Annotated in this window: 17 protein-coding genes; 5 read left to right on the top strand and 12 right to left on the bottom strand. The window is 70.5% G+C overall.

From position 1 onward, the window contains the following. Positions 1–17: 17 nt before the first annotated feature. The 4 genes from ACTWQA_RS07695 to ACTWQA_RS07710 are packed head-to-tail and all read right to left on the bottom strand — an operon-like array spanning position 18 to position 3,340. Positions 18–380, bottom strand: coding sequence for a hypothetical protein (locus ACTWQA_RS07695; protein WP_443158567.1), 363 nt, complete (start codon positions 378–380; stop codon positions 18–20). Further along, on the bottom strand, positions 377–1,243 hold the full coding sequence (locus ACTWQA_RS07700) for an extradiol ring-cleavage dioxygenase (RefSeq protein ID WP_305915848.1): 867 nt from the start codon (positions 1,241–1,243) through the stop codon (positions 377–379). The genes ACTWQA_RS07695 and ACTWQA_RS07700 overlap by 4 nt, the downstream gene beginning before the upstream one ends. Then, the gene (locus ACTWQA_RS07705) at positions 1,236–2,138 is read right to left on the bottom strand and encodes a citryl-CoA lyase (protein ID WP_443158707.1); all 903 of its coding nucleotides are present in this window, start codon (positions 2,136–2,138) and stop codon (positions 1,236–1,238) included. The genes ACTWQA_RS07700 and ACTWQA_RS07705 overlap by 8 nt, the downstream gene beginning before the upstream one ends. Next, entirely contained in the window at positions 2,138–3,340 is a 1,203-nt protein-coding gene (locus ACTWQA_RS07710; RefSeq protein WP_443158568.1) for a CaiB/BaiF CoA transferase family protein, read from the bottom strand. Before ACTWQA_RS07710 ends, ACTWQA_RS07705 begins: the two co-directional genes overlap by 1 nt. Positions 3,341–3,523: 183 nt before the next feature. Here ACTWQA_RS07710 and ACTWQA_RS07715 point away from each other — a divergent pair, with 183 nt between their 5' ends. From ACTWQA_RS07715 to ACTWQA_RS07725, 3 genes are all read left to right on the top strand, one after another. Continuing rightward, complete coding sequence (locus ACTWQA_RS07715; protein ID WP_443158569.1) at positions 3,524–4,969, top strand: amidohydrolase family protein; 1,446 nt, start codon at positions 3,524–3,526, stop codon at positions 4,967–4,969. A gap of 194 nt (positions 4,970–5,163) precedes the next feature. Next, positions 5,164–6,153, top strand: coding sequence for an endonuclease/exonuclease/phosphatase family protein (locus ACTWQA_RS07720; protein WP_443158570.1), 990 nt, complete (start codon positions 5,164–5,166; stop codon positions 6,151–6,153). A gap of 103 nt (positions 6,154–6,256) precedes the next feature. Continuing rightward, positions 6,257–7,621, top strand: a complete 1,365-nt coding sequence (locus tag ACTWQA_RS07725) for a xylan 1,4-beta-xylosidase (RefSeq protein WP_443158571.1) — start codon at positions 6,257–6,259, stop codon at positions 7,619–7,621. A gap of 47 nt (positions 7,622–7,668) precedes the next feature. Here ACTWQA_RS07725 and ACTWQA_RS07730 read toward each other — a convergent pair whose 3' ends face one another. The 3 genes from ACTWQA_RS07730 to ACTWQA_RS07740 form a co-directional block, all read right to left on the bottom strand. Then, positions 7,669–10,974 carry a PQQ-dependent sugar dehydrogenase gene (locus tag ACTWQA_RS07730; RefSeq protein ID WP_443158572.1) on the bottom strand — a complete coding sequence of 1,102 codons (3,306 nt, stop codon included), beginning with the start codon at positions 10,972–10,974 and terminating at the stop codon, positions 7,669–7,671. 94 nt (positions 10,975–11,068) lie between these two features. Next, positions 11,069–12,175, bottom strand: coding sequence for a sugar phosphate isomerase/epimerase family protein (locus tag ACTWQA_RS07735; protein ID WP_443158573.1), 1,107 nt, complete (start codon positions 12,173–12,175; stop codon positions 11,069–11,071). Positions 12,176–12,316: 141 nt separating this feature from the next. After that, positions 12,317–13,492: an ROK family protein gene (locus ACTWQA_RS07740; protein ID WP_443158574.1), complete on the bottom strand. Its 1,176-nt coding sequence runs from the start codon at positions 13,490–13,492 to the stop codon at positions 12,317–12,319. Positions 13,493–13,866: 374 nt separating this feature from the next. Between ACTWQA_RS07740 and ACTWQA_RS07745 the strand changes: the two genes are divergently transcribed. Both ACTWQA_RS07745 and ACTWQA_RS07750 read left to right on the top strand, forming a co-directional pair. Beyond that, on the top strand, positions 13,867–15,576 hold the full coding sequence (locus ACTWQA_RS07745; RefSeq protein WP_443158575.1) for an ATP-binding cassette domain-containing protein: 1,710 nt from the start codon (positions 13,867–13,869) through the stop codon (positions 15,574–15,576). Further along, on the top strand, positions 15,573–17,321 hold the full coding sequence (locus ACTWQA_RS07750; RefSeq protein WP_443158576.1) for an ABC transporter ATP-binding protein: 1,749 nt from the start codon (positions 15,573–15,575) through the stop codon (positions 17,319–17,321). Before ACTWQA_RS07745 ends, ACTWQA_RS07750 begins: the two co-directional genes overlap by 4 nt. A 204-nt stretch (positions 17,322–17,525) precedes the next feature. Here ACTWQA_RS07750 and ACTWQA_RS07755 read toward each other — a convergent pair whose 3' ends face one another. The 5 genes from ACTWQA_RS07755 to ACTWQA_RS07775 form a co-directional block, all read right to left on the bottom strand. After that, the gene (locus tag ACTWQA_RS07755; protein ID WP_443158577.1) at positions 17,526–19,085 is read right to left on the bottom strand and encodes an ATP-binding protein; all 1,560 of its coding nucleotides are present in this window, start codon (positions 19,083–19,085) and stop codon (positions 17,526–17,528) included. A gap of 245 nt (positions 19,086–19,330) precedes the next feature. After that, positions 19,331–20,086: an SDR family NAD(P)-dependent oxidoreductase gene (locus tag ACTWQA_RS07760; protein ID WP_443158578.1), complete on the bottom strand. Its 756-nt coding sequence runs from the start codon at positions 20,084–20,086 to the stop codon at positions 19,331–19,333. Positions 20,087–20,256: 170 nt separating this feature from the next. Next, positions 20,257–21,618: a PP2C family protein-serine/threonine phosphatase gene (locus tag ACTWQA_RS07765; protein ID WP_443158579.1), complete on the bottom strand. Its 1,362-nt coding sequence runs from the start codon at positions 21,616–21,618 to the stop codon at positions 20,257–20,259. 46 nt (positions 21,619–21,664) lie between these two features. Continuing rightward, positions 21,665–22,699 carry a LacI family DNA-binding transcriptional regulator gene (locus ACTWQA_RS07770; protein ID WP_443158580.1) on the bottom strand — a complete coding sequence of 345 codons (1,035 nt, stop codon included), beginning with the start codon at positions 22,697–22,699 and terminating at the stop codon, positions 21,665–21,667. 10 nt (positions 22,700–22,709) lie between these two features. Next, entirely contained in the window at positions 22,710–25,091 is a 2,382-nt protein-coding gene (locus ACTWQA_RS07775) for a beta-xylosidase/alpha-l-arabinosidase (RefSeq protein ID WP_443158581.1), read from the bottom strand. Positions 25,092–25,337: the final 246 nt, after the last annotated feature.

Here is a 25,337-nt window from a genome sequence, read left to right on the forward strand (position 1 = left end):
CTCCCTTCGCATCCCGTTCAGGTGGCGATGTCCGGGTACGGCAGGTTGTGGTGGGCCAGGCGTCGGGCGTACTCCAGCTGGAACCCGAGCGGCTCGGCGTAGTCCCGCTCGAACATCGCGATGAACAGCGTAAGCGTCAGGAACGGGTGCGCCCCCAGCTCGAACAATTTGGGATAGTCGTGGGTGGCGAGCGCCTCCCGCTCGGTGTCGTCGAACCGCAGCCAGGTGGACGACTCGTCGGCGTGGCACCCGAGGATCCGGTTGGCGTACTCGGCCTCCCACCACTCGACGGTGGCCCGCGGCTGCTCGCGGTAACGTTCGACCAGCTCGGGATCGCGGTCGACGGTGAACAGGAACTTGTCGAGCAGATACTTACTCACGACCGGCCGCCTCCGTTCGGATACCAGGTGAAGTACGCCTCCATGGTGTGGAACAGGTCGTAGGTGTCGACGTAGTCGGCCTTTCGCCCCTCGCCCGCGACGCCCATCATCAGCATGAAGTCCATGAACCCGTGGGTGGCGTTGCCGGGTGCGTGCAGGCTGTCGAGCGTCACCTCCGCCAGGCAGCCTTCGATGTCCCCTGAGGAGATCCACTCGACGGCCCGCCGGTCGAACTCCGGGTCGGGCCCGTGCGGGCCGAACTGGCGGGGACCGCCGAGCTCGAGCGACAGATGCCCGGTCCCGATGACCGCGACCCGCTGATCCGACGGCCAGGATTCGACCAGCTCCCGGATGGTCCGCCCGAGCTGCACGAACCGCTTCGGCCGCGGCAGTGGCGGGGCGAAGATGTTGGTGTAGATCGGCACGATCGGCAGGTCGTTCTGCGGGCGCAGGGTGATGATCGGGCAGGTGATCGAGTGGTCGATCCGCAGCTCGTTGGAGAAGGCCAGGTCGAAGCCGGCGTCCAGGCCTTCACGCAGGATGTACGCCGACAGGTCCTCCTGGCCGGTGAAGAACATCCTGGGCAGGCCGAACTCGCGTTCCTCGTTGTAGAAGTTCGCGTCGTAGAAGGGGGCCTTGCCGACCAGGAACTGTGGCATGTTGTCCAGCCAGAGCTGGTGGAAGTGGTCGGAGCCGACCATGACCAGCACGTCGGGCCTGGCCTTGGTCAGGGTCTCGCGGAACGCCTCGACCTTGCGCACCCACTCGTCGGCGAACGGCGGCCGGTCCTCGCCGGTGCTGGTGGAGGCGCGGTAGTAGAAGGGATGGTGGGTGGACGCGATGACCGCGACGAGTTCAGCCATGCAAGCCTCCGTTGGCGTACGGCTCGGGCGGGATGGATTGGTTGTTGAGGTCCACGGACAGGAAGATGTCGGCCGCGACCGGATGGCGCAGCTCCTCGGCCAGCTGGCCGATCAGGCCGGCGGTCCTGGCCAGCAGCGCGAACGCCCGCAGCAGCTCCAGCGGCAGGCCCAGGTCGGCCAGCGCCGCCCCGCACACGCCGGCCCCGTTGAGCGGCAGTGTGCGGCCGAGGACCTGCGGGTGGACGCGGCCGATGGCGGCGAACAGCGACAGGTGCGGCCCGTACAGGCCCTCCTCGGCGGCGATCTGGAACAGCCGCGGCGTGCGGGGGTCGCCGTCCTTGTGCACGTGGTGGCCGAGGCCGGGGATGAGCTTGCGTTCCGCGCGCCGGGCGCGGACGGTCTCCAGGGCGAGCGCGTCCCAGCCGGCGTCGTCGTCGGGGATCGGGTGCTCCCGCAGCACCTCGTTGAGGAAGCGGCCGCAGTCCTCGGTGACGCCGAGGAATCGCGAGCCGCCGCCGAGCAGGCCGGCGGCGAGCGCGCCCTGCACGGAGTCGGGCGCGGACAGGTAGGTGAGCCGGGTCACGATCGCGGTCGGGGTGAACCCGTGGTCGGCGAGGGCGGCCAGGATCGCCTCGAACACCCGGATCTCGCCGGAGGTCGGGCGGCGCTGCGTGGCCAGCCAGAACGCCAGCTCACCGAAGCCGACCTGGCCCATGACGTCCTCGGCAAGGTCCTGCCCCAGCAGCGTGATCGTCGTCGGCGACGACGCCCCGAGCGCCGTGGCGTACTGCCGCTCCGTGCCGGACTCGGGCACATCAGACTCGGTGCCGGACTCGGGCACATCAGACTCCGTGCCGGACTCGGGCACATTGGGCTCTGTGCCGGGTTCCGGCATCACGCCCCACCTCCTTCCACGGAGCCGGCGGGGCCGGCGAGCCACTTACGCAGCTCCGCGCCGTGCTCGTCGAGCTCCGGTGGCGGCAGCGTATAGCTGACGGGCGTCTCTGAGAACCGGATCGGATGCCGCGTCGTCGGCACCGCCCGCTCCCCTGCCCCCACCTCGACGACGGGATCGAGCCCGAACCGCTCGGCCATCGCGAACCCGCCGTCGATCGTGTTGATCGGCCCGCTCGGCACCCCGGCCTCGACCAGCAGCTCGAACCATTCGACCGCGCCCCGGGTGGCGAGCCGCTCGACCAGGATCGGCCGCAGCTCGTCCCGGCGCGCGGTGCGGTCGGCGTTGCGGGCGAAGCGCGGGTCGTCGGCGATCTCGGGGATGCCGAGCACTTCGCACAACTTGCGGAACTGGCCGTCGTTGGCGGCGGTGACGATGAGGTCGTTGTCGGCGGTCGGCAGCGGCTCGTACGGGAACACGCTCGGATGCGCGTTCCCCATCCGATACGGCACGACCCCGCCGGCGACGTACGTGGAGCTGTGGTTGACCAGCCCGGTCAGCGCCGATGACAAGAGATTGATCTCGACCTGCTGCCCCTGACCCGTGGCCTCGCGGTGGCGCAGCGCGGCGAGGATGCCGATGACGGCGTGGTTGCCGGCCATCACGTCGAACACGGAGATCCCGGCCCGGTACGGCGGCCCGTCAGGATCGCCGGTGAGGCTCATCAGCCCCGACATGGCCTGCACCATGAGGTCGTAGCCGGGCACCCGGGCCCCGGCGCCCGACCCGAACCCGCTGATGGAGGCGTACACGACGCCGGGGTTCACGGTCCTGACCGAGGCGTAGTCGAGGCCGTACTTGGCCAGCCCGCCGGGCCGGAAGTTCTCGATCAGCACGTCCGCGCGCCGGGCCAACTCCCGGGCCGTTTCGGCGTCGGTCTCGTCCCGCAGGTCGAGCGCGATCGACCGTTTCCCCCGGTTGACCCCGAGATAGTACGTCGACACCTCGCCCCGCACCGGCGGTGTCCAGGATCGCGTGTCGTCCCCGGTGGGCCCCTCGACCTTGACCACGTCGGCGCCCAGGTCGGCCAGCAACATCGTGGCGTACGGCCCGGCCAGGATCCGGGAGAAGTCGGCCACCAGCACGCCGGACAGCGGCCCGCCCCCGGCCGGTCCGTTCGCCGCTACGGCGTCGTCTGTCATCCGGCTCCTTCCAACACCTGCGTTCACTACACGGACGATTGTCCGCAATCGCGATTCTGACACAAGCCCGGACTGTGGCCCAAGCTCGGCGGAGGCTCTTGACACCGTTCCCGGCAACCGTAGAGTTACGGCGAACAGCATGACCGTGTAGCGGACAACCGTTCGGAAGATCGGAGTTCAGCGATGAGCGAGCGTACCGAGTTCGAGGCCGGGCGGCCTGTGGTGCTGCGCGGCGGCACCGTGCTGCCGATGGACGGCGGGCGCACGGTGCTCGAACGCACCGACGTCCTGGTGACCGGCGACCGGATCGCCGCGGTCGGGCCCGATCTTGAGGCGCCCGAGGACGCTGTCACGATCGACGCGTCGGACGGCATCGTCATGCCCGGCATGATCGACACTCACCGGCACATGTGGCAGACCGCGTTGCGCGGGTACGGCGCCGACTGGACGCTCACGCAGTATTTCGTCTGGTTCTACCTGGAGCACGGCAAGCTGTTCCGGCCGGAGGACATTTACGCGGGCAACACCCTCGCCGCGATCGAGGCGCTCGACGCCGGCGTCACGACCGTCGTCGACTGGTCGCACGGCCTGCAGACGGTGGACCACGCCGACGCCGCCGTCGACGCGCTGCAGGCGGTCCCGGGCCGGTACGTGCTCGCGTACGGCAACATCCAGCAGCCGCCCGCCGAGTGGACGGCGGCGCCCGAGTTCCGCGACTTCGTTGCCCGCCGGATCACCGGCGACGACCTGCTCGGCTTCCAGCTCGCCTTCGACGTGCTGGGCGACCCGGCATTCCCGGAGAAGCCCGCGTTCGAGGTGGCGCGGGAGCTGGACGTGCCCGTCACCACGCACGCCGGCGTATGGGGCGCGACCAGCGACGACGGCATCCGGCTCATGTACGAGCACGGCTTCATGACCCCGCGCACCATCTACGTGCACGCCGCGTCGTTGTCGGCCGACTCCTACCACCGCATCGCCGCCACCGGCGGCTCCGTCTCGGTCTCCACGGAGAGCGAGCAGAGCGCCGGCCAGGGCTACCCGCCCACCTGGGCGGTACGCGCCCACGGTATCCCGGTGTCGCTGTCCATGGACACCAGCGTGTGGTGGAGCGGCGACCTGTTCTCCGCCATGCGCACCACCCTCGGCGCCGACCGCTCCCGCGAGCACCTGGAGGCGCACGCCAAGGGCGACACCGTCACACACTGTGGCCTGCGCGCCGACCAGGTCGTCGACTGGGCCACCCGCGGCGGCGCCCACGCACTCGGCCGCGACGACCTCGGCGTGATCGCGGCAGGCAAGAAGGCCGACCTGGTGCTCATCAAGAACGACCGTTCGCCGGTCTCGTTCCCGGTGCTCAACCCGTACGGCCACGTCGCCTTCCAGGCCCAGCGCGGCGACGTGCACACTGTCCTGGTCAACGGGCGGGTGGTCAAGCACGAGCACGAGCTGCTCGGCGTCGACCTGACGGCGGCGCGCCGCCAGGTCGAGCGCACGGTCGAATATCTTCGTTCGGAAATGGGCGAGGATGCCTGGAACAAGGGCATGAACCCAGACATCCCCGCGACGAAGATCCTCGACAATCCTTACACCTACACCGACTACCGCAGCGACGCGACACACCGCCTCTAACGGCAGGGAGCCGTCGAGCGGCGCGGCACCAAGGTCGGCGTGAGGGAGAAGTCGACTGCCGCCGTACGGCCCTGGATGCGTTCCAGGAGCAGGCGGCACCCCGATTCGGCTAAGGAGTCCGCGTCCACTGAGCCGGATCGGCCGGCCGGAGCGCCATCATAGAAATTTAATGATGACCGCTTAGGTTCGTGGGCGTGCTTTTACAGGAGGCCGCCGCGAACGAGGCGGTGCCGGGCCGGCCCCGGCGCAAGTGGGCCGCGCGCCTGACCCTGGCGGTCGCGGTGTTGTTCACCGTGGGGACGGCCGTAAGGCTGGGCGGGCTGGAGTCGGGGGTCCTGCTCGTCCCGCTGGTCTCCTTCACGCCGTACTTCGCGCTCGCGGCGCTGGTCGTGCTGGCGGTGGCGCTCGCCACCCGCAGCCGCGCCGCGATCGCGGTCATGCTGGCGGTGTGCGCCTGTCTCGCCTGGTGCGTCGTCCCGCGGGCGATCGCGACGTCCGGCTCGGCCGCGGGCCGACCACTACGGGTGCTGACCGCCAACCTCAACGGCGGGCGCGGGGACGCCCAGGTGATCGTCGACCTGGTGCGCAGGTTGAACGTGGACGTGCTCAGCCTGCAGGAGCTGACGTGGTCGGCCCGCGACCGGCTGGCCGCGGCGGGGCTCGACGCTCTGCTGCCGTATCAGGTGGCCAAGCCGGAAACCTGGGGCCCGGTGGGCAGCGGTGTGTACGCGCGCTACCCGCTGCGGGAACGTTCCGGGGTCTTCCAGCCGGTGGGGCACCACATGCCGGTGGCGGAGGTGGCGCTGCCCGGTGGGTCGGCCGTGGAGGTCGTGGTCGTGCACCCGGTGGCGCCGGTGCCGAGGACGGTGCCGGAGTGGGAGGCGGGCGTGGGTACGCTGCCGCCCGCGCCGTCGTCGGGCCCGCCGCGGATCCTGGCGGGCGACTTCAACGCCACGCTCGACCACGCCGTGTTCCGGCGGCTGCTGGCCACCGGTTACACGGACGCGGCGGCGGCCACCGGCCAGGGATTGGTGCCGACCTGGCCGATACGCAGGCTCCCGCCGCTGGTGGCCATCGACCACGTGCTCACCGACGGCCGGGCCGGCGCGACCGCCGTGGAGATCCACGACGTGCCGGGCTCGGACCATCGGGCGCTCTTCGCCGACCTGCGGGTGCGGTCCTGAGCCGCGGCCGACGGTAACGCTTCACTGAGAATCATGTCCGTGATCACCGCTCGGGCGGCCGCCCGTGCGATGCTCTCAGCCAGACGAATCATGAGGAGCACAGGTGTCTTCGGATAGCGGGAAGTCGATGTGGGGACGGCCGATCCGGATGATCGCCGTCGCCGCGGTCGCGGTGGTCTTAGCGAGCTGTGGATCCGCCGCCTCCCCCGGCGCGGATCCCGCGACCTCGGCGGCGCCGGAGTCGCCGGCGCAGTCGCCTTCCGAGGTCCAGAAGCCGCCGGCCGTGGAGCCCGGCTGGCCGCGCTGGGGCTTCACGCACACGGGGACCAGCGCCAACAACATCACCCCACAGTTCGAGCAGACCGTGGCCCAGTCGCTGGCAGGCACGCCGATGCTGCAGAACCAGCACATCATGGGCTTCGGGGCGCTCAACCCCCAGCCCACGCGGCAGCAGTACTTCTGGGAGGACCTCGACAGCCGCACGAGCTTCATGAAGCAGTCCGGCGGCACGCCGATCATCACCCTCTGCTGCGCCCCCGACTGGATGAAGGGCGGCCCCGAGGGACCGACCTCGCAGGAGGGCTGGGCGGAGCACCTGGAGGACGCCCCCTACCCGCAGCACTTCGACGACTTCGCCAAGCTGGCGGCGACCGTCGCCGAGCGTTACAAGGACGTCGACTACTTCCTGGTCTGGAACGAGTTCAAGGGCTTCTGGAAGGACCACGCCAAGCCCGCGGACTACAAGGGCTACACGGAGCTGTACAACAAGGTCTACGACGCGGTGAAGGCGGTCCGTCCCGACGCCAAGATCGGCGGCCCGTACCTCGGGTTCGACAGCAACGGGAGCGGCGACTCCGAGCTGCGCGGCGAATGGGGCGTGGTCAACCAGAACGTCCTCGACGCCTTCACCTACTGGTACGAGAACAAGAAGGGCGCCGACTTCATCGTCGTCGACGGCGCCTCGCCGACCGATGCCCACGAGCTGCTGCCTGACGAGTTCGGCGCACTGAGCAAGTTCAGCGCGGTCACCGAGTGGCTGCGGAAGAAGACCGACGACATGCCGATCTGGTGGTCGGAGTGGTATTTCGTGCCCGAGGACGGCACCACGTGGCCCGAGGACAAGCGACTCGCCGTCCAGGCCGCCTCCATGATCGAGTTTGCCAAGAGCGGCGCCGCCACCGCGCTGTACTGGAACCCGCAGGCCAAGGAAGGCGCCTGCCGGGGCTGCCTGTGGAACCCGAAGTCCGGCGCCCCGCTCCCGACCATGGAGCTGGTGAGCAACTTCGCCAAGTGGTTCCCGGCGGGGGCCGAGCTCGAAGACCTCGCCTCCTCGGAGCCGAAGGTCCGGGTGCTGGCCCAGCCCGACCAGCTGCTGCTGGTCAACACCACGGACGGTCAGGTCACCACGACGGTGGACGGCAAGGAGCAGACGCTGAAGCCGTACGAGATCAAGTGGAGCGATCGCTAGGTCTCACGGCGGGAGAGGGCCCTGGACGGGCCCTCCCCCACGCGTCGCTATACCTCCTTCAACCGGGCGATCAGCGCCTGGGCGTCCCGGACGAGGGCGGCGCGTACGGTGGCGTTCCGGACGTTGTCCCGCTTCTCGGCGATCTTGATGAACTGCTGCAGCGCGTCGATCGCCGGCGCCGGTCTGCCCCGCTTGTCGTGCCATTCGGCCAGGTCGAGCTGCTTCAGCAGCTCGGCGGCGGCCTTGTGGGTCACCGAGCCGTTCTTGGCGAAACGGGCCACGAGCGTCCGCAGGTCGGCGTACGACGTCGTGGTGGAGAACGTCACCGTCTGCGTCCTGCTCCGGCCCGCCTTGTCCGTGGCGGTCCCAGTGAGCTGGTGCTCGCCGAGCGGCAGCGTCCACAGCTCGGTCGCCGTGCCGGACGGGACCTCGGTGCCGTCGAGCTTGGCGGTGACGGCGTCCACACCCGAGACCGCGTCCGTGGCCGTGAGGACCGGGGTGATCGAGGCCGAGTCGCCGTACGGCTTGGCCTCGACCCCGCTCATCGTCAGCACCGGGTTTGACTTGTCGATCTTGACGGTGACGCTGCCGACCTGGGACACGTTGCCGCCGTTGTCGGTGGCCCGGTAGCGGACCTCCTTGGCGCCCTCGGCGCTGAGCGTCACGGGGTTGTTGGCATTGGCCCAGGTCGCGCCGCCGTCAAGGGAGTACTGACGGCTCGCGACGGTGCCGTCGTCGGTGGCGGTGACGGTGAGCGTCACGTTGCCGGTGTACCAGCCGTTCTGGCCGTTCGGCTGGGCGGGGTTGAGCGCGGCCGTGACGGTGGGCGGGCTGGTGTCGGCCACGCCGTCGCCGAGGAACGTGAAGACGTCCACGGCCACGCCGCCGGTCGAGGTGACGTACAGCCGCCCGCTTCCGGACGGAGCCGCCCCGAACGAGGTCGTCACCGTCTGCCAGCTGTCACCGGCCGGCACCTCGACGGTGGCGAACGGCTCGGCGGTGGCCGAGCCCCAGCGTAGCGAGAGCGTCCCGGCGCCGGTGGCCCTGGTCCGCACCCCGCTGATCCCGGTGAAGTTGACCGGGTCGTAGGCGATCCAGTCGCCGGCGTCGAACGAGGTGACCTTCGCCCTGCCGGACGCGCCGTCGTCCGGGGTGGTCGTCACGCCGCTGCTCTGTTTGGCGTGCTCGGCCTGCGCCTGCTTCGGGTTGAGCACCAGAGCGGCCTCGCCGAGCGCGCCGGGGATGCCGCCATTGCCGTTGTCGCGGTAGGTGACGACCACGACGCCGTAGATGTTCTCCGTCTCGCCGTGTTCCGGCGCGTTCGCCGGGGTGGGCCAGGCGCCCGCGCAGCCGGTGCCGGTGGTCTCCGGGTGCGCGTGGGTGTCGTGGCCGAGCCCGAACGTCCACTGCACCCGGCCGCACACGGGCGTGTTCCCGTCCTCGGCGTCCGACACCCCGATCTTGTACGGCACCGCGTCGCCCCAGTCGAAGAACGCCCCGTCCGGCGGCGTCTGAACGGTCACCTTGGGCGCGGTGTTGCCCACGGTGACCTCGGTCGAGGTGAGCCCTGCCCGGCCGCCGGAGTCGGTGACCCGCAGCCGCGCCACGTACTGCCCCAGCTCGGTGTAGGTGTGCGTGGCCGTCGCCCCGGTGGCGTCGAACGTGCCGTCGCCGTCGAAGTCCCACTCGTACGTCAGCGCCCCCGGCTCGGCGTCGGTCGAGCCGCTCGCGTCGAACGCGACCGTGAGCGGCGCGCCGCTGCTCGACGTCGGCTCGGCCGCCATCCGCGCCTGGGGTGTCTTGTTGTCGGGCGTGTAGTCGATGCGGTAGAGCCCGGCGTCCGGGTTGGCGCGGAAGAACCCGTCGCCGTAGTCCAGGACGTACAGGGAGCCGTCGGGGCCGAACTCGATGTCCATCGGGCTGTCGGTGATCGGCTGCACCGCCGTCCGCAGCGCGCTGTTGGGCAGGAAGTGCTCCAGCGCGGTCACGGGCCCGTCCGGGTAGGTGACGGTGAAGGCCGCCAGGTAGTCCTGCGAGAACTCGGCGAAGAACGCCTTGCCGTCCCAGTACTGCGGGAACTTGCCGGCCGCCGGGTTCGCCGGGTCGTAGTGGTAGATCGGGCCGCCCATCGGCCCCTGGCCGCCCTGCGGCTCGAAGTCGGTCAGCCCGGCCCATGCGGCGGGCTGGTGGGTGTTGTTGTCGCCGTAGTACAGGTCGGCCGGCACGGCGGCCGGGATCTGGGTGAGGCCGGTGTTCCAGCGCGAGGTGTTCTGCGGCCCGGCCGCGCAGTCGAACCACGGCCCCGGCTGCGCGGTCGCGAAGTCCCAGTCGTTGTAGTTGAACTGGTTACCCGTGCAGTATGGCCAGCCGCTGTTCATGGGCTTGGTGAGCGGTGTGATGTTCCACTCCACGTAGCCCAGGGGCCCCCGGTTGGGGTCCCCGGCGCCGGCGTCGGGCCCGTAGTCGGCCCACGACAGGGTGCCGGTCGCCGGGTCGACGTCGATGCGGAACGGGTTCCGTACCCCCATGACGAAGATCTCCGGCCGGGTCTTGTCCGTCCCCGGCGGGAACAGGTTGCCCCCCGGGATCGTGTACGTGCCGTCGCCGGCCACCTTGAACCGCAGGATCTTGCCGCGCAGGTCGTTGGTGTTGCCCGCGCCGCGCCGCGCGTCGAAGCCGGGGTTCATGCCGGGCGCGTCGTTGTTGGGCGCGTACCCGTTGGCGCCGGGCGTGCCGGCCGGCGTGTTGTCGCCGGTGGCGAGATAGAGGTTGCCGTCGGCGTCCCAGTCGAGGTCGCCGGCGACGTGGCAGCACTGCCCGCGCTGCGTCTCGACCTTGATGATGACCTGCTCGGTGGACAGGTCCAGCGCGTTGCCCGTCCACTTGAAGCGGGACAGCTGGTTGTAGCCCTTCCACTGGTTCCAGTACGTGTCGTCGGCGCCGGCGGGCAGCGAGTTGGGGGCCGAGCCGGTCGGGGTCGTCTCCGGGTACGGCGCGGTCATGGTCTTGGGCGCGTAGTAGACGTACACCCACTTGTTGGCGGCGAAGTCCGGGTCGATCGCGATCGTCTGGAGCCCGTCCTCGGAGTTGCCGTAGACCGGGATGGTGTTGATGATCTTCGTGACGCCCGTGGCGGGGTCGGTCAGGCGGATGTCGCCGTTGCGGGCAGTGTGCAGGACCCGCCGGTCCGGCAGGACCGCGAGGTCGATGGGCTCGCCCACGTTCTTGGTGAGGGTGATCTTCTCGTAGCTCGACCACTCGGTGGCCGGGTCCTGCGCACGCGCGGGCGCGGCGGGTAACGCGAGGGTCGCGGCGGCCACCAGGGCGGCCGCCAGCGCTCGGGTAAGGTGCATGATGATGCTGCTCCTTGGACGGAGGAGTGTCGAGACCCGGACCGCTGCGCCTGCCGCTGCAACGGCAGGGGATCACGTAGCGGTCCGGCTGTGTTCAGGCGCGCAACTCGGCCATGTTGGCGTAGCTCAGCTCCGCGTACCGCAGGGATTGGGCCGGGTCGGCCCCGGGTGCGTTGTCCTGCTCGTACATCGGGTTGTGGAAGCCCATGTGCCGCAGCCGGGCGAAGAAGCGGCGGTAGTCGATGTCGCCGGTGCCGAACGGCACCATGTCGTACCCGTTGGGCACGGCCGGGTTGGACGTGCCGTCCTTGGCGTGGAACAGCGGGAACCGCAGCTCCCGTGCGCGCACGGTGGCCAGCGGGTCGAAGATGCTCGTCTGCGTCGAGCCGTCGGGCGCGGTGAAGGTGCGGTGTTTGTACTGGGCGACGTGCGCCCAGAAGATGTCCATCTCGAAGTGCACGAACCTGGGGTCGCTGATCCCGAAGAAGTACTCCAGCTTGCGCACCCCGGAGGACCGGGTGGGCCGTCCCTGCGCGTCGAGCGGGCCGCTGTCCAGCAGGAACGCGTACGCCGCGTCGTGGTTGTGGGTGTAGAGCTTGATCCCGGCCTCGCCCGCGATCCGGCCCAGCTCGTTCCACTTCTCCGCCGCGACGTCCCAGTCGCTCTTGTACGGGCTGTTCGTGGGATCGGCGCCGGTGCCCACGTGCCCCAGGCCGAGGATGTTGGCGATCTCCAGGACCTGCTTGAACCGGTCGAGGTCGGCGGTGCTCAGCGGCCACGAACCGGGGATGAACCCGTGGTTGCCCTCGGCCTCGAGCCCGTTGTCGTCGAGCCAGGCACGCAGCAGCTGGGCGCCCGCGACGCTCTCCAGGTTCGCGCCGCCTTCCGAGCCGGCGTGCTGGCGGTAGCCGGCGAACTCGACCTGCTTGTAGCCGATGTCGGCGAGCGTCTCCAGCACCCGGCGGAAGCCGGACGGCAGGGGCGTGGAGGCCGGGTCGCGGGAGATCGCGTCGCGGACGGTGTAGAGGATGATGCCGCGTTTGCCCGGCGGGATCAGCGGCTGCCGGGTGGCGGCCTGCGCGGGCTGGGCCAGCGGGATGGCGGCCGCGGCGGCGACGCCGGTGGTGGCCGCGAACAACTGGCGGCGGTTGAGTCCTAAGCGGCGACCGAGCGCCTCTTCGTGCTCATGGAGGTGGCTCACGCGGGGTTTCCCTTCCTTGAAGGACGCGTGCGCCGACCACGTCACTGCGGATCCGTGCCCGGCCCTCGCCGGCATGCCACCGCCGCGTGAGCCAGGAACGATCTCATTGGTACTACGCCCGCGTGACGCGGTCAATGGCGGTCATTTGGTGACGATTCGGTCGATCGTGTCGGGCGAGAGCACATGCTCGACCACCATGACGGCGGCGCCGATCACGCCCGCCCGGTCACCCAGCTCGCTCACCCTGATGCCGAGATGCTGTGTGGCCAGGGGCAGCGACCGGCTGTAGATCGTCTCCCGCACGCCCGCGAGCACCTGCTCCCCCGCCTCCGCGAGGTCGCCGCCGATCACGATGATCGACGGGTTGAAGAAGTTCACGATCGATGCCATGACGGTGCCGACCTCGCGGCCCGCCTGCCTGACCAGCCGGGTGGCCCTGAGGTCGCCGGCCCGCATGAGCGCCACCACGTCCCTGCTGCCCCGCGCCTCGACTCCGGCGGCACGCAGCGCCGCCGCCATCGACGCGCCGCCGGCCACCGCTTCCAGGCAGCCGGTGTTGCCGCACCGGCACGGCGCGTCCGAGGCCGGCACGCGTACGTGGCCGACGTCTCCCGCCGCACCCTGCGCGCCCCGGTGCAGCCGGCGGCCGGAGATGATGCCGCAGCCGATGCCGGTGCCCATCTTGATGAAGATCAAGTGATCGGCCTCCGGCCGCGCGGCCCAGTGCTCGCCGAGCGCCATGATGTTCACGTCATTGTCGACCAGGACGGGAGCGCCCAGCCGCGCGCCGAGCCACTCCGGCACGGCGAAGCCGTCCCAGCCTGGCATGATCGGCGGGTTCGCCGGCCGTCCCGAGGCGTGCTCGACCGGCCCCGGCAGGCCGACGCCCACCCCGCACACCTGCACCGGCTCGCGGCCCGTCGCGGCGAGCAGCTCGTGGAAGGCGTCCACGACGCAGCCGAGTGTGCGCTCGGGACCCTGGTCGACGGGCAGTTCCACGGCCCGCTCCGCGAGCACGGTCATGCCGAGGTCGAGCACGGCCAGGCGGGCATGCGTGGCGCCGAGATCGGCCGCCAGCACGACCCGCGCTCCCCCGTTGAAGGCGAACATCGTGGCGGGCCGGCCCCCTGAGGAGATCGAGCCCTCGCCGGCCACCACCCAGCGGTGGTCCATCAGCCCGTCCAGCCGCTGCGACACCGTGGACCTGGACAGACCGGTGAGCTGGGCGAGCTCCCCGCGGGTACGGGCCTGCCCGTCCCTGAGGATGGCCAGCAGCGCGCCCGCCCCCGGAACCTGACCCTGTGCTCCACTTGGCATGCGCACTACCTTACTTCGGATATCAGCGGACTTCTGTTGACAAGAATTAAAAGTCAGATCTATCGTCGCGAAACATGCGGGACATATGCGGTCCTCACCCATAAAGCCCCGGCCGATCGGTCAACGGTCCCGGAGCTGCATGTGCCGCAGAGCGCGAAACCGGAGGTGATGCCCGTCCCGCAGGTGGAACCTGAGGAGTCCTCTGGAGGCTTCGGGCCCGGTCACCGCCCGCCGTCGCGCCGAGACGCGGGAGTCCGGGAATGCCACCCGGGCCGAGTCCTCCAGCGGGGTGAACGGCGCTCGAAACTCACTTGCCACAGCGGCAGGAAAGCCCTTACCTTTCACGCGGTCGGAAGGAGCGCAGGGTGGGGGCATTGGCCCAATTCGTTCGGGAGCGATTACGGCTGCTCCAGCTGCTGACCGCGTCGCATGCCGTCGTCCTCGGCGCGATCAGCGTGTGCCTGGCCGCGCTGCCGACGCTTCTCGCGCTGGCCAGCGGCCGGCTGATCACGCGGATGGCCGAGGGCGATGCGCGAGCGGCCCTGGCGGCGTTGGCCGTCCTCCTCATCCCGGAAGGGCTCGCGGTCGCGGCCCAGGAGGCGTTCCGGCAGGTGGCGGCCACGCGGGTGGACGGCGAGATACGCCGCAGGCTCCGCGGCATGGCGAGCGCTCCCCACGGGATCGCCCATCTGGAAGACCCCGCCTACGCCGACGATCTGTCCCGCGCGTCGAACCTGGGCGGGTGGCAGCACCTCTCAGCGGGCTCCGCCGCGGTGGCGCAGGTCGTGCTCATGTCCAGGATGACCGGGGCGTTCCTCGCGGCCGGCGTGGTGGCCGTCCATTCGCCCGTCACGGCGTTCGCGTTGCTGGCCGCGGCGCTGACCGTCCGTTCCATCGTCCGGCGCCAGCAGCTCCGCCTCCACAAGCTGGTGTACATCCAGGCGCGGCCCTGGAGGCAGACCGACTACTGGTCGGAGGTGAGTGCGGGCGGCACGGCGGGCAAGGAGATCCGCGTCTTCGGCCTGGCGGGCTGGGCGGTGCGGCAGCGTACCGCCCAGGCCCGGCACCTGGCGTCGGTGATCTGGCAGACCCGCCGGGAGATCCTCCTGCATCAGCGGCTGGCCTTCCTGCTGTCGTTCGGCGCGGTCCTGCTGGCCTTCCTCCTGCTCGGCCTCGCCGTCCAGCAGGGCGCCCTGACCCGGGGCGAGCTGGTCACCTGCCTGGTGGCCTCTTTCGTGGTGCTCGGCATGACGGCGATGGGGATGGAGGAGTACGAGATCGAGACGGGTCTCGGCGCCGTACGGGCGATGGACTCCCTCGCCGCCCGCGCACCCGCGCAGCTCGTCAGGCCGAAGCCCGGGGCGGGAGTCCGGTTCGAGAACGTGTCCTTCGGCTATCCGGACTCCGGCACCGTCCTCGACGGCCTGAACCTGCGGATCGAGCCCGGCGAGGTCCTGGCCATCGTCGGCGACAACGGCGCCGGCAAGACCACGATGATCAAACTGATGGCCGGGCTGTACGAGCCTGGCGCGGGCCACGTCGTCTCCGACCCGAGCCGGATGGCCGTGATGTTCCAGGACTTCAACCGCTATCCGCTGTCCGTGGCCGACAACGTCGCCATGGGCGCACCCGAGCATCGCGACGACCGTGCGGGCATCGAGCGGGCCCTGCACAGGGCGGGATGGGACGGCGGCCACCTGCCGCACGGGATCGAGACCGTGGTCAGCCGCGAGGTGCACGACGGCGTGGATCTGTCCGGGGGCCAGTGGCAGCGCCTGGCGCTGGCCCGCATCTTCTTCGCCGCGAGCCACGGCCGCGACCTGATCGTCCTGGACGAGCCCACCGCGCACCTGGACGTCCGCGCGGAGGCCGACTTCAATCGCGACGTCGTCTCCGGGGTGGAGGGCGCCACCATCGTGCTGATCTCGCACCGGCTGTCGACGGTACGGCACGCAAGCCGGATCGTCGTCATGCGTGGCGGCACGATTCTCGAGGAGGGCGACCACGACTCCCTGATGGCGGCGGGCGGTCACTACGCCCGTATGTTCGAGCTCCAGGCCGCCCGATTCGTGGAGAGTGGATGAAGGTCCTCCGGCGTACCCTCCGGCTCACCTGGCAGGCAAGTCCACGGATCACCTTGCTGGTCGCCGTGCTCGTGGCAGCCCAGTCGGCGGCCGTCGCCCTTCTCGCGCTGAGTCAGCGCTGGCTGGTCGACGCGGCGGGCCTGGGCACCGTCGGCGGCCTGCTGGCGGCGGGCGTTCTGGGTGCGGCGGCCTACACCGCGTCCACCGCAGGCCGTACGGTCCTGCACAATCTCATGCTCGAGCTGGTCCTCCGCGTCGACATCCTGGTCAACGACGAGATCCTCGGCCTGGTCGCGGGCCTGCCCGGCGTGGCGCACCTGGAGCATCCCGAGCACCTGGACCGCATCTTCCTGCTCCGCCGCGGCTCCCGGACCCTGGCGCAGCTGGCACTGGGCCTGTCGGCGGCGGTGGCCGGGGTGATCAGCATCGCCCTGTCGGTGTGGCTGCTCGTTGCGGTCGATCCCTGGCTGGCGCTGCTCGCCCCGCTGGCCCTGGTGCCGCTGTGGATCAACTCCCGGACGCTGCGCCGTTTGCGGGAGGCGGAGAAGGAGGCCGCCCGGCACAGCCGCCTGGAGGAGATGTTGCACCGCATGTGCACCGAGGCGAGCACGGCGAAGGAGCTGCGGGTCAGCGGCGCGGCGGCGGCGATCGACGAGGAGGCCGCCCGTGCCTGGGACCGGCACGCCACCCTGATCTCCCGGGCGCGGCTGGGCGCGAGCGGCTGGAACACCCTGGGCTGGCTTATTTTCGGCGCCGGATATCTCCTCGTCCTGGCCATCACCGCGGATCTCGCCGCCCGCGGCCTGGCCACGCTCGGTGACGCGGTCCTGGTCCTGGTCCTGGGTGCCCGGCTGCGCGGGCAGATCCAGGAGGCGGTCGAGCAGATCGGCCGCATCATCCAGACCGGGCAGGTCACCGAGCACTACGCGTGGCTCCACGACTACGCCGCCGCGCACGGCCCGACAGGCGACAGGGAACCCACGAGCGGCGGCATCACCTTCGACCACGTGAGCTTCGCCTATCCCGGCTCCAAAGACCCGGTTCTCCGTGACGTCAGCTTCCACCTGCGCCGGGGCAGCGTCGTCGCCCTGGTCGGCGTGAACGGCGCGGGCAAGACGACCCTGGTCAAGCTCCTCACCGGCATGTACCAGCCGGTGTCCGGCACGGTCAGGGTGGACGGCCAGGACCTCGCCGCGACCGATCTGGCCGCCTGGCGGCAGCGGACCTCCGCCGCATTCCAGGACTTCGTCAAGTTCCAGCTCCCGGTCCGGCACGCGGTCGGCATCGGCCACCTGTCCCGGATGGACGAGGTCGGGGAGGCGCTGCACGCGGCAGGAGCCGACTTCGTGGAGCGGCTCCCGAACGGCGTGGACACCCAGCTGGGGCCCCTCTTCGACGGTGTGGAGCTGTCGCAGGGGCAGTGGCAGCGCCTGGCCCTGGCCCGCGCGCTCATGCGGGACAAGCCCGAGGTGCTGATCCTCGACGAGCCCACCGCCGCCCTCGACCCGGCCAGCGAGCATGACCTCTACGAGCGCTTCACCGCGACGACCCGGACCGCCGGCGACGGGATCACTGTCCTGGTCTCCCACCGCTTCTCCACCGTGCGCATGGCCGACCACATCATCGTGGTCGCCGACGGCACCATCGCCGAACAGGGCTCCCACGAGGAGCTCATGGCGGCGAACGGCCCGTACGCCCAGCTCTTCAGCATTCAGGCGGCCGCCTACAGCAATGGGCCCAGCTAGCAATGCGAGGCTCGGCTCCCGGCTACCATCGGCGGCGCGTTGATCAGTCCTCCCGGACACCGCCGACCGCGTTGACCTGCTCGGCGCAGAGACCGGTGAGCAGGGCGACGCGGGCGAGGTTGGAGCCGAGCTTGCGCATGGACTCCATCATCCTGGATCGGATCTCCTCGCGCCGTAGCTCCAGACAAACCGGGACTGACACCCTCACGCTCGCAGAACGGTGACCTGCCGCCCCGCCGCGGTGTGGTCCTGATCGAACTGCACGCGCTCCTCCATCGGCAACGCTTCAGGACGGCGATCGAAGATCACCAGGTAGCCGTTGTCGAGATCGAGCCGGTCCAGATAGCGGTCGAGCTGCGCGAGCCCCTCTTCCGCTGGATCCCGCTGGCCAGGCCGCCACACCTTGAGCTCCATGGCCTCCCGCTGCACCTGCCGCCCGCCGTACGGCCAGCGCAGGTAGACGTCCAGCCGCCCGCTGCCCGCCGCGTATTCCCTGTCGAGGAAGCCGCCGTTGACGATCCGGTGCAGGTAGGCCATGAGGATGATCTGGCATGCGGCCTCGTGGTAGTTGGCGCCACGGACCATCGTCTCGCCGTGTTGCTTCCAGAAGGCGGTGAACTCACGCAACAGCTTGAGCAGGTCCAGACGGCCGTCAGGGAGGACGAAAGACCGCGGATCCTCCCGGATGATGGCTTCCGCGCCGCTACCCAGCACGCGCAGGATGACCTCGCGGTAGATGGGGTTGGCGATTTCGAGCACGTGCCCCCGGGCCGCCAGGCCGAGATCACGCACGTAGGAGAAGTCGTCCTCGAAGGTTTCATCGAGGTCGACCGGCATGCCGGCGAGCACAGGTTCGATCACGCGCTTGACCCGGGGTTCGTGCAGCTTGGCGACGAGCGAATCCAGGTGGGTGGCGCGGGCGCGAATGAGTCGTTCCTTGGCCTGCTCCATGTGCTCGGCGGTGATCGGCTCCTCTGGAGGGACCCGCATCTCAAAGGTGATCTCCCAACCCAGGGCGTTGACCAGCCAGGGTTGTCCGCGGGTGTAATCCCAGGCCGCAGCGAGGGCTTCCTTGGTGAACTCCTGTCCCGTCGCGGCGGTGTGCTGGCCGTACAGCTCCTCGATGTCCTCCCGAGTGAAGTCGCCCAGGCGAAGCGACTTGACCGAGATGTTGAAGGGGCTGATCGCGCCGAGCCGGGTGGGGTCGCCGCCTGAGGCGATCTTGTATTCGCGCACGTCCCGCAGCCCGCACAACACCACGGAGTTGGCGAACGGAACGCCTCTGGATCGATTGTTGTGGCCGGTGCGTAGTTGCCGCAGGACCGCTTTCAGGCTGTCCCCGCTCAGCGCGTCGATCTCGTCGATGAGCAGCACGAGCGGGAGCTCGCACTGAGCTGCCCACGCCTGAAGAGCGGCGCCCAGCCGTCCACCCGGTGGGGCCTCAGGCCAGGGGTCGGGCACCGAGACGGTGGACCACCGGAGCTCGTTCAGCAGGATCAACTCCGCGGCCGCGTAGTCGTCGCCCGCCACAGAGGCCGCCTCGCAGGAGATCGTCACCGCCACGGCGGCGCCTTCTTGGGTGAGCTCATGCTCCAGTGAATGGAGCAAGGTCGTCTTGCCCGACTGACGTGGCGCGTGGATCACGAAGAAGCGATCCAGGTCGATCAACCGGCGAGCCTCCGGCAGCCGGGGCTGCGACGGCAACACGTAGTGGACCCGGGGGTGGCACGGTCCGGTGGTGTTGAAGTACCTGGGCTTGGTCACCGTCACAGTGTGCCATCGTCCGGTGACAGATTCGATGCTGTCGAGGATTTGGTGGCCGATCCGCGTGGGCTGCCTCGCCTGGTGGGTTCGTTCATCCGTGATGTGATCGCGAGCACTGACCGGCGATGATCCTTATCGGTTCGGTCGCCGGCTTCGTCCGGCTGCGTACTATCGGGATCCCTGAGCGAACTCGCGCAGGGGCATCGGCCGCCGGGAAGACCCTCGCCAACCTCGGTGCCGGGGGCTCACGGCATCCATTTGCCGCCCGCCACGTCGATCGTAAGCCCCGTGATCCACGAGGAGGCGTCAGAGGCGAGGAAGGCCGTCACGTTGGCCACGTCGAGCGGCGTGCCGAGCCGTCCGAGCGGATGCTCGGCCAGCATGCGCTCCTTGAACTCCGGCGGCATCCGGCCCTCCAGCCGCTCCGTCATGATCGTCGAGGGGGAGACGCCGTTGACCCGGATCCCCACGGGCCCCAGCTCGTGCGCCAACTGCCTGGTCAGCGCGACGACACCGGCCTTGGCCACTGTGTAGGCCGCCGAGGCGCCGGTCGGGGTGAGGGCGGCCAGCGACGACATCGTGATGATGGAGCCGCTCGCGCGCTCGCGCATCCCCGGCAGAAAACTCTTCAGCACCAGGAACGTCGAGGTCAGGTTGGCATGCACGGTGGCGTGCCAGTCATCCTCGCTCATCTGATCGATGGGTCGCGGCATGCCAGTGCCGCCACCGGCGAAGATCGCCAGCACGTCGACGCGGCCGAGCCGCCGCTCCACCTCCTCGCGCATCGCTTCCACGGCCGCGAAGTCGGTGCCGTCTGCGGCCACACCGATGGCCGCGTCACCGACGTGTTTGACGGCGGAGTCGATGGCGGCGGGATCACGCCCGTTGACGGCGACCCGCATGCCCTGCTCGGCAAAGACCTTGGCGGTCTCCCGGCCGATGCCGCCTGAACCGCCGGTGACCAGCGCCACCTTGCCCTGAAGATCCGGATACATCATCATCGCCCCCCTTCTGCCTGAGGAGTCCACGCTCTCTCACTCCAAGGCTCGCGGCATCGGGCACGGGGCGCATTTCAGGGTGCGCCTGGAGGAGCGCGAGCACCGCATCCGGCGTACTCCACTGGTTGTAGGCGATTGGCGTGGCGGGTCGCCGCTCTTGTGCGGTGCCGCGATCAGGCACTCTTCAAGTAGTCACGGACTCCATCGCGCGTCGCCGTTCCGGGGCGCCACTCCACCAGGAGCACCGTGGCGTCGTCCTGGAGCCAGCCGTGCTGGTGGTCGAGGATGGTGTTGATCAACCGGCGCAGCGTCTCGGGAGCCGGCACGCCGTCGGCCTCTCGCCTGATGACGAAGTCGATGAAACGTTCCAGCCCGAACAGCTCGCCCTGCGGATCCTGGGCCTCGATCACGCCGTCGGTGTAGAGCAGCAGCCGGTCCCCCGGCTCCAGCTGGTAACGGCCGAGCTCCGTGGGCAGCCCGAGGCTGAGCCCCATCGGCGTGCCGAACACACCGTCCAGCGTGGCGACCGGCTGGCCGCGGCGCAGCACCACCGGCGGGGGATGGCCTCGGTTGGCCCAGGTCAACCGCCCGGTACGGGTGTCCAGGTCGGCCAGGATGCCGGTGGCGAACCGGGTGGCGATGAAGTGGTCGGCGATCGCCTCGTCGATGGCCTCACCCGCGGCCAGGACGTCGGCCCCCTCACGGCGGTGTTTGCGGAAGGAGCCCATGGCGATGGTGGCGGTGAGTCCGGCCGAGGTGTCGTGTCCCATCGCGTCGAAGATCGCCAGCCGTAGCACGTCGCCGTTGAGCGCGAAATCGTAGGCGTCGCCGCCCACCTCGTACGCCGGCTCCAGCGCGGCGCTGACCACGACCCGGTCGTTGGCGAACGTCGCGCCGGGCATCAGGTTCCACAAGACCTCGGCGGACAGGGCCATCGGCCTGGTCCGCACGAGCTGGGCGTACACGTCGCTGAAGGGGCGCTTGCTCTCGATCAGCAGGGCGACGAGGGCGGCCAGCCGGCTCACCCCCACCAGGACGGCCTCGCCGGCGTGGGGGACGATCACGCCGAGCACGCCGATCCGGTCCGTGCCGTCCAGCAGCGGCATCCACAACCGCCGGGGCCCGTCGTCGAAGGGCTCGCCGGTCTCGGCCGCGGCGGTGGCGGTGCGGGCCTGGACCGGCTCCACGCCGCGGAAGGCCTTGCCGGCGACGGTGGTGTCGATGGGGATGCGCTCCAGCGGGTTGCCGGCCTCGTCGCGCTGGCCCGGCAGCGGCACGAGGAACTGCTGCTGCAGGTCGGCCACGTAGAGCATGGCGTGCGCGAGCCCGGCCCGGCCGGCGAACTCGGCGACCAGGGCGGGCAGGTCCTCCAGCGAGGCCAGGTGGTTGGCACGCAGCAACCCGCCGAGCATCTCCTCATCCACACCCGGCGTGCCGCACGGCGGCCCTCCGGCACGGTCCTCTGACGGACCGTCCGGCGGTCCCGCGTCCCGGTCTCGTAGCGGGCCGGTCTGCGCCCCCTCCTCGCCCCGCATGACGTCCCACCCCCGATCAAGGACGTCTTACCCGGCCGGAGGCCTCTCAGGCATGCTCTGAGCAGGTCACGTCCGCCGTGGAGCCGCGGACGATCAGCTCGGTGGCCAGCTCGACGTGGTGGGAGTCGACCCGCTCCCCGGCCGCCAGGCGCAGCGCGGTGCGCAGGGCGACGCCGCCCATCTCCCGCAGCGGCTGGCGTACGGTGGTCAGCGGCGGCGAGGCCATCCGGGCGATCTGGGTGTCGTCGAAGCCCACGATGCTGAGGTCCTCAGGGATGCGCAGGCCCCGCGCCCTGGCGGCCTCCATGACACCGAGCGCCATCTCGTCGCAGCCGGCGAAGATCGCCGTCGGCGGCTCAGGCAGGCCGAGCACGGCCGCGCCGTGCTCCAGTCCGACCTGGTAGCGAAACTGCCCGAACCGCGTGAAGCCGGGCAGCACGGGCGCCCCTTCGGCCTCCATGGCGGCCCGGTAGCCGTGCAGCCGCGCCTGGTTGCAGGCCGCGGTGGTGGGGCCGCCGAAGTAGGCGATGCGCCGGTGCCCGAGGGAGAGCAGGTGCTGGGTCGCGGCAACCCCACCGGCGAAGTTGGTCGAGCCGACGCTGGTCGCGCTGGTATCCGGCAGATTGAGCGGGTCGATCATGACCAGCGGCAGCTGAACGCGGGACAGAGCGGTCAGCTGCCGCGTGGTCAGCTCGTGGCACGTGACGGAAATCAGCGCCCGGCGCCCGGCGTCGGCCAGGTGGCGGGCCCACGCGGCCGGGTGGTCGATCTTCTTCCTGACGCTGACGACGACCCCGACGCCGAGCTCGGCCCCGGCCGAGACCACGCCCTGGATGATCTCCGTGGAGTAGGCGTTGAAGTCGTCGTCGAACTGCACCTCGACGGTGTCCGTCACGGCGGTCTCGCCTCGGCGCGGCGACAGCGCGACATAGTCGTGCTCCCGCAGCAGCGACTCCACCAGGGTCCGGGTCGCCGGCGCCACGTCGCTGCGGCCGTTGAGAACCTTGGACACGGTCGCCACCGACACGCCGGCCGAGGCCGCGACGGTGGCCAGCGTGGCGCGTCTGGGACTGGCCGCCATCAATTCCCTCCTACTCATCGACCGCTACGGGGGTGACAAGGCGCCGGTCGTGGCCGACGATCCGCGTCGCACCCGTCAGGCGCACGACGCCCCGGCACGGCAGGTCGGCCGCCGACCTGCCGACGAACACCTCGACGTCCCCCGGCTCTACGATGCGCCTCAGGTCGCGTCCGGTGAAGGCCGTCCGGTCGGCGTGCACGCGGAAGCTCACGCGGGTTTCGGCTCCAGGCTCCAGCGGGACCCGCGCGAAACCGGTCAGCTGCCGGACCGGCCGGGTCACCTGGGCGACGACGTCGTGCAGGTAAAGCTGGACGACCTCGTCGCCGGCCCGCTCGCCGGTGTTGCGCACCCGTACGCTCACCGTGAACTCGCCGTCCGTCGGCACCTCGGCGTCGCTGATCCGCAGGTCGTCGACCTCGAACGTGGTGTAGGAGGCCCCGTGGCCGAACGGGAACAGCGGCGTCGGGTCGAGGTTGCTGATGCCCTGGCTGTCGGCGCCCAGCGGCGGCTGCAGGTAGGTGCCCGGCTGGCCGCCGTGCCCGCGCGGGATCTGCACGGGCAGCTTGCCGGAGGGCTGGATCCGGCCGGACAACACGCCGGCGATGGCGGCGCCGCCCTCTTCGCCCGGCATGAACGCCTGCACCAGCCCGGCGGCGAGCTCGTGCGCCTCGCCCAGCGCGTAGGGGCGGCCGGACACGACGACCACGACGACCGGCGTGCCGGTGGCGGCCAGCTCGGTCAGCAGGTCCTCCTGCACCCCGGGCAGCCGCAGGTCGTCGGCGTCGCAGCCCTCCCCGGACGTCCCGTGGCCGAACATCCCGGCGAGGTCGCCCACGGCCACCACGCACAGGTCCGCCCCGCGGACCGCGGCCGCCGCGGCGGCGAACCCTGAGCGGTCCTCGCCCCGCACGTCGCAGCCCCGCTCGTGGACGATCTCCGCGTCCGGCAGCTCGGCGCGCAGCGCGTCGAGGAGGCTGGGCGCCTCGACGCCGAGCCCGAGGCCGGGGTGGCGGGTGAGCACGTGGTTGGGGTAGGAGTAGCAGCCCATGAACGTCCGCGGTTCGTCGGCGCACGGCCCGATGACCGCGACCCGCCGGAGCCCGGGACGGAGCGGCAGCGCGTCACCGGCGTCGAGCAGCACGATCGACCGCTCGGCCAGCTCACGCGCCAGCGCCCGGTTGCCCGGTGAGTCGAGGTCCACGGCGGCGGCCCCGGCCACGGACCTCTCCGGCGTCCAGTCGGGGTCGAGCAGGCCGAGCTGGACCTTCTGGGTGAGCAGGCGGCGTGCCGCCCGGTCGATCAGCGACTCGGGGATCTCCCCGCTGCGCACCCGCTCGGCCAGGTGCTGCCCGAAGCCGAGCGTGTCGGGCAGCTCGACGTCGATGCCGGCGCTCAGCGCCCGCACGCCGGCTTCTTCGGTGTCGGCGGCGACCTTGTGCATGGTCGCCAGGAACGGGACCGCCCAGTAGTCCGACACGACGGTCCCGGTGAAGCCCCACTCCTCACGCAGCACCTCGGTCAGCAGCCAGGGGTCCGCCCCGGCCGGCACGCCGTCGACGTCGGAGTAGGAGTTCATCACCGAGCGCGCGCCGCCGAGCGCGATGGCCGTCTCGAAGGGCGGCAGGATCATGTCCATCAGCTCGCGCCGCCCCATGGGAACGGGGCCGTGGTTGCGGGCCGCCCGCGAGGCCGAGTATCCGGCGAAGTGCTTCAGCGTGGCGATGACCCCGGCGTTCTCCAGCCCGCGCACGTAGGCGGCGGCGAGCATCGAGACGAGGTACGGGTCCTCGCCCATCGTCTCCTCGACCCGCCCCCACCGGTAGTCGCGCACCACGTCCAGGACCGGCGACAGGCCCTGGTGCACGCCCACGGCCGCCATGTCCCGCCCGATCGCGGTGGCCATCCGCTCCACCAGGCCGGGGTCGAACGTCGCCGCCCACGCGATGGCCGCGGGATAGACGGTCGCCCCGTACGTCGTGAACCCGGTCAGGCACTCCTCGTGCACGATGGCCGGGATGCCGAGCCTGGACCGCTCGACGACGGCGTGCTGCAGCCGGACCACCTCGGCCGCGCCCTCCTGCGCCGTCACCGGGGCGCTGCCGTGCACCCGGGTGATGTGACCAAGCCCGTGGCGGATCGCCTCGTCGAAGGGAACCGTCCCCGAGGCCGCGAACACGTCCTGCATCGGCGCGACGTTCAACGTCTCGGCGTCGTCGTCCACCGGCTCGTGCCGCATGTCGTTGCCGATCCACCGGCTGCCGAGCTGGCCGACCTTCTCCTCCAGGGTCATCTCCTGAAGGAGGGCATCGACCCGGTCGGCCACGGAAATGGTCGGGTCCTGCCACGGACGCAGCACACCGTCCACCGCGGGCGTCCGATCTACAGCCGTCATCTGCTGCTCCTTCAAGGCGATGTCCACCGTGATGTTTTCGAAATGTTTCGGCGTTGTGAGTGACCTGTGAGCGAGACCTCCTCGGCACCAGATGACCAGTTGAACGCCGCGCCAGAGTACTTTACACAGGCCCTTTGTGAACAGGGAGAGCGCCAGGTCCGGTGGGTCTTGACAGGTACAGACCCGAAACTTAGATTGGCGGACCACGCGGCATGTCGCAAATGTTTCGACAAGCTCACTCTGAAG

The organism is Nonomuraea sp. 10N515B, from assembly GCF_052245915.1.
In the GTDB taxonomy this organism is placed as follows: domain Bacteria; phylum Actinomycetota; class Actinomycetes; order Streptosporangiales; family Streptosporangiaceae; genus Nonomuraea.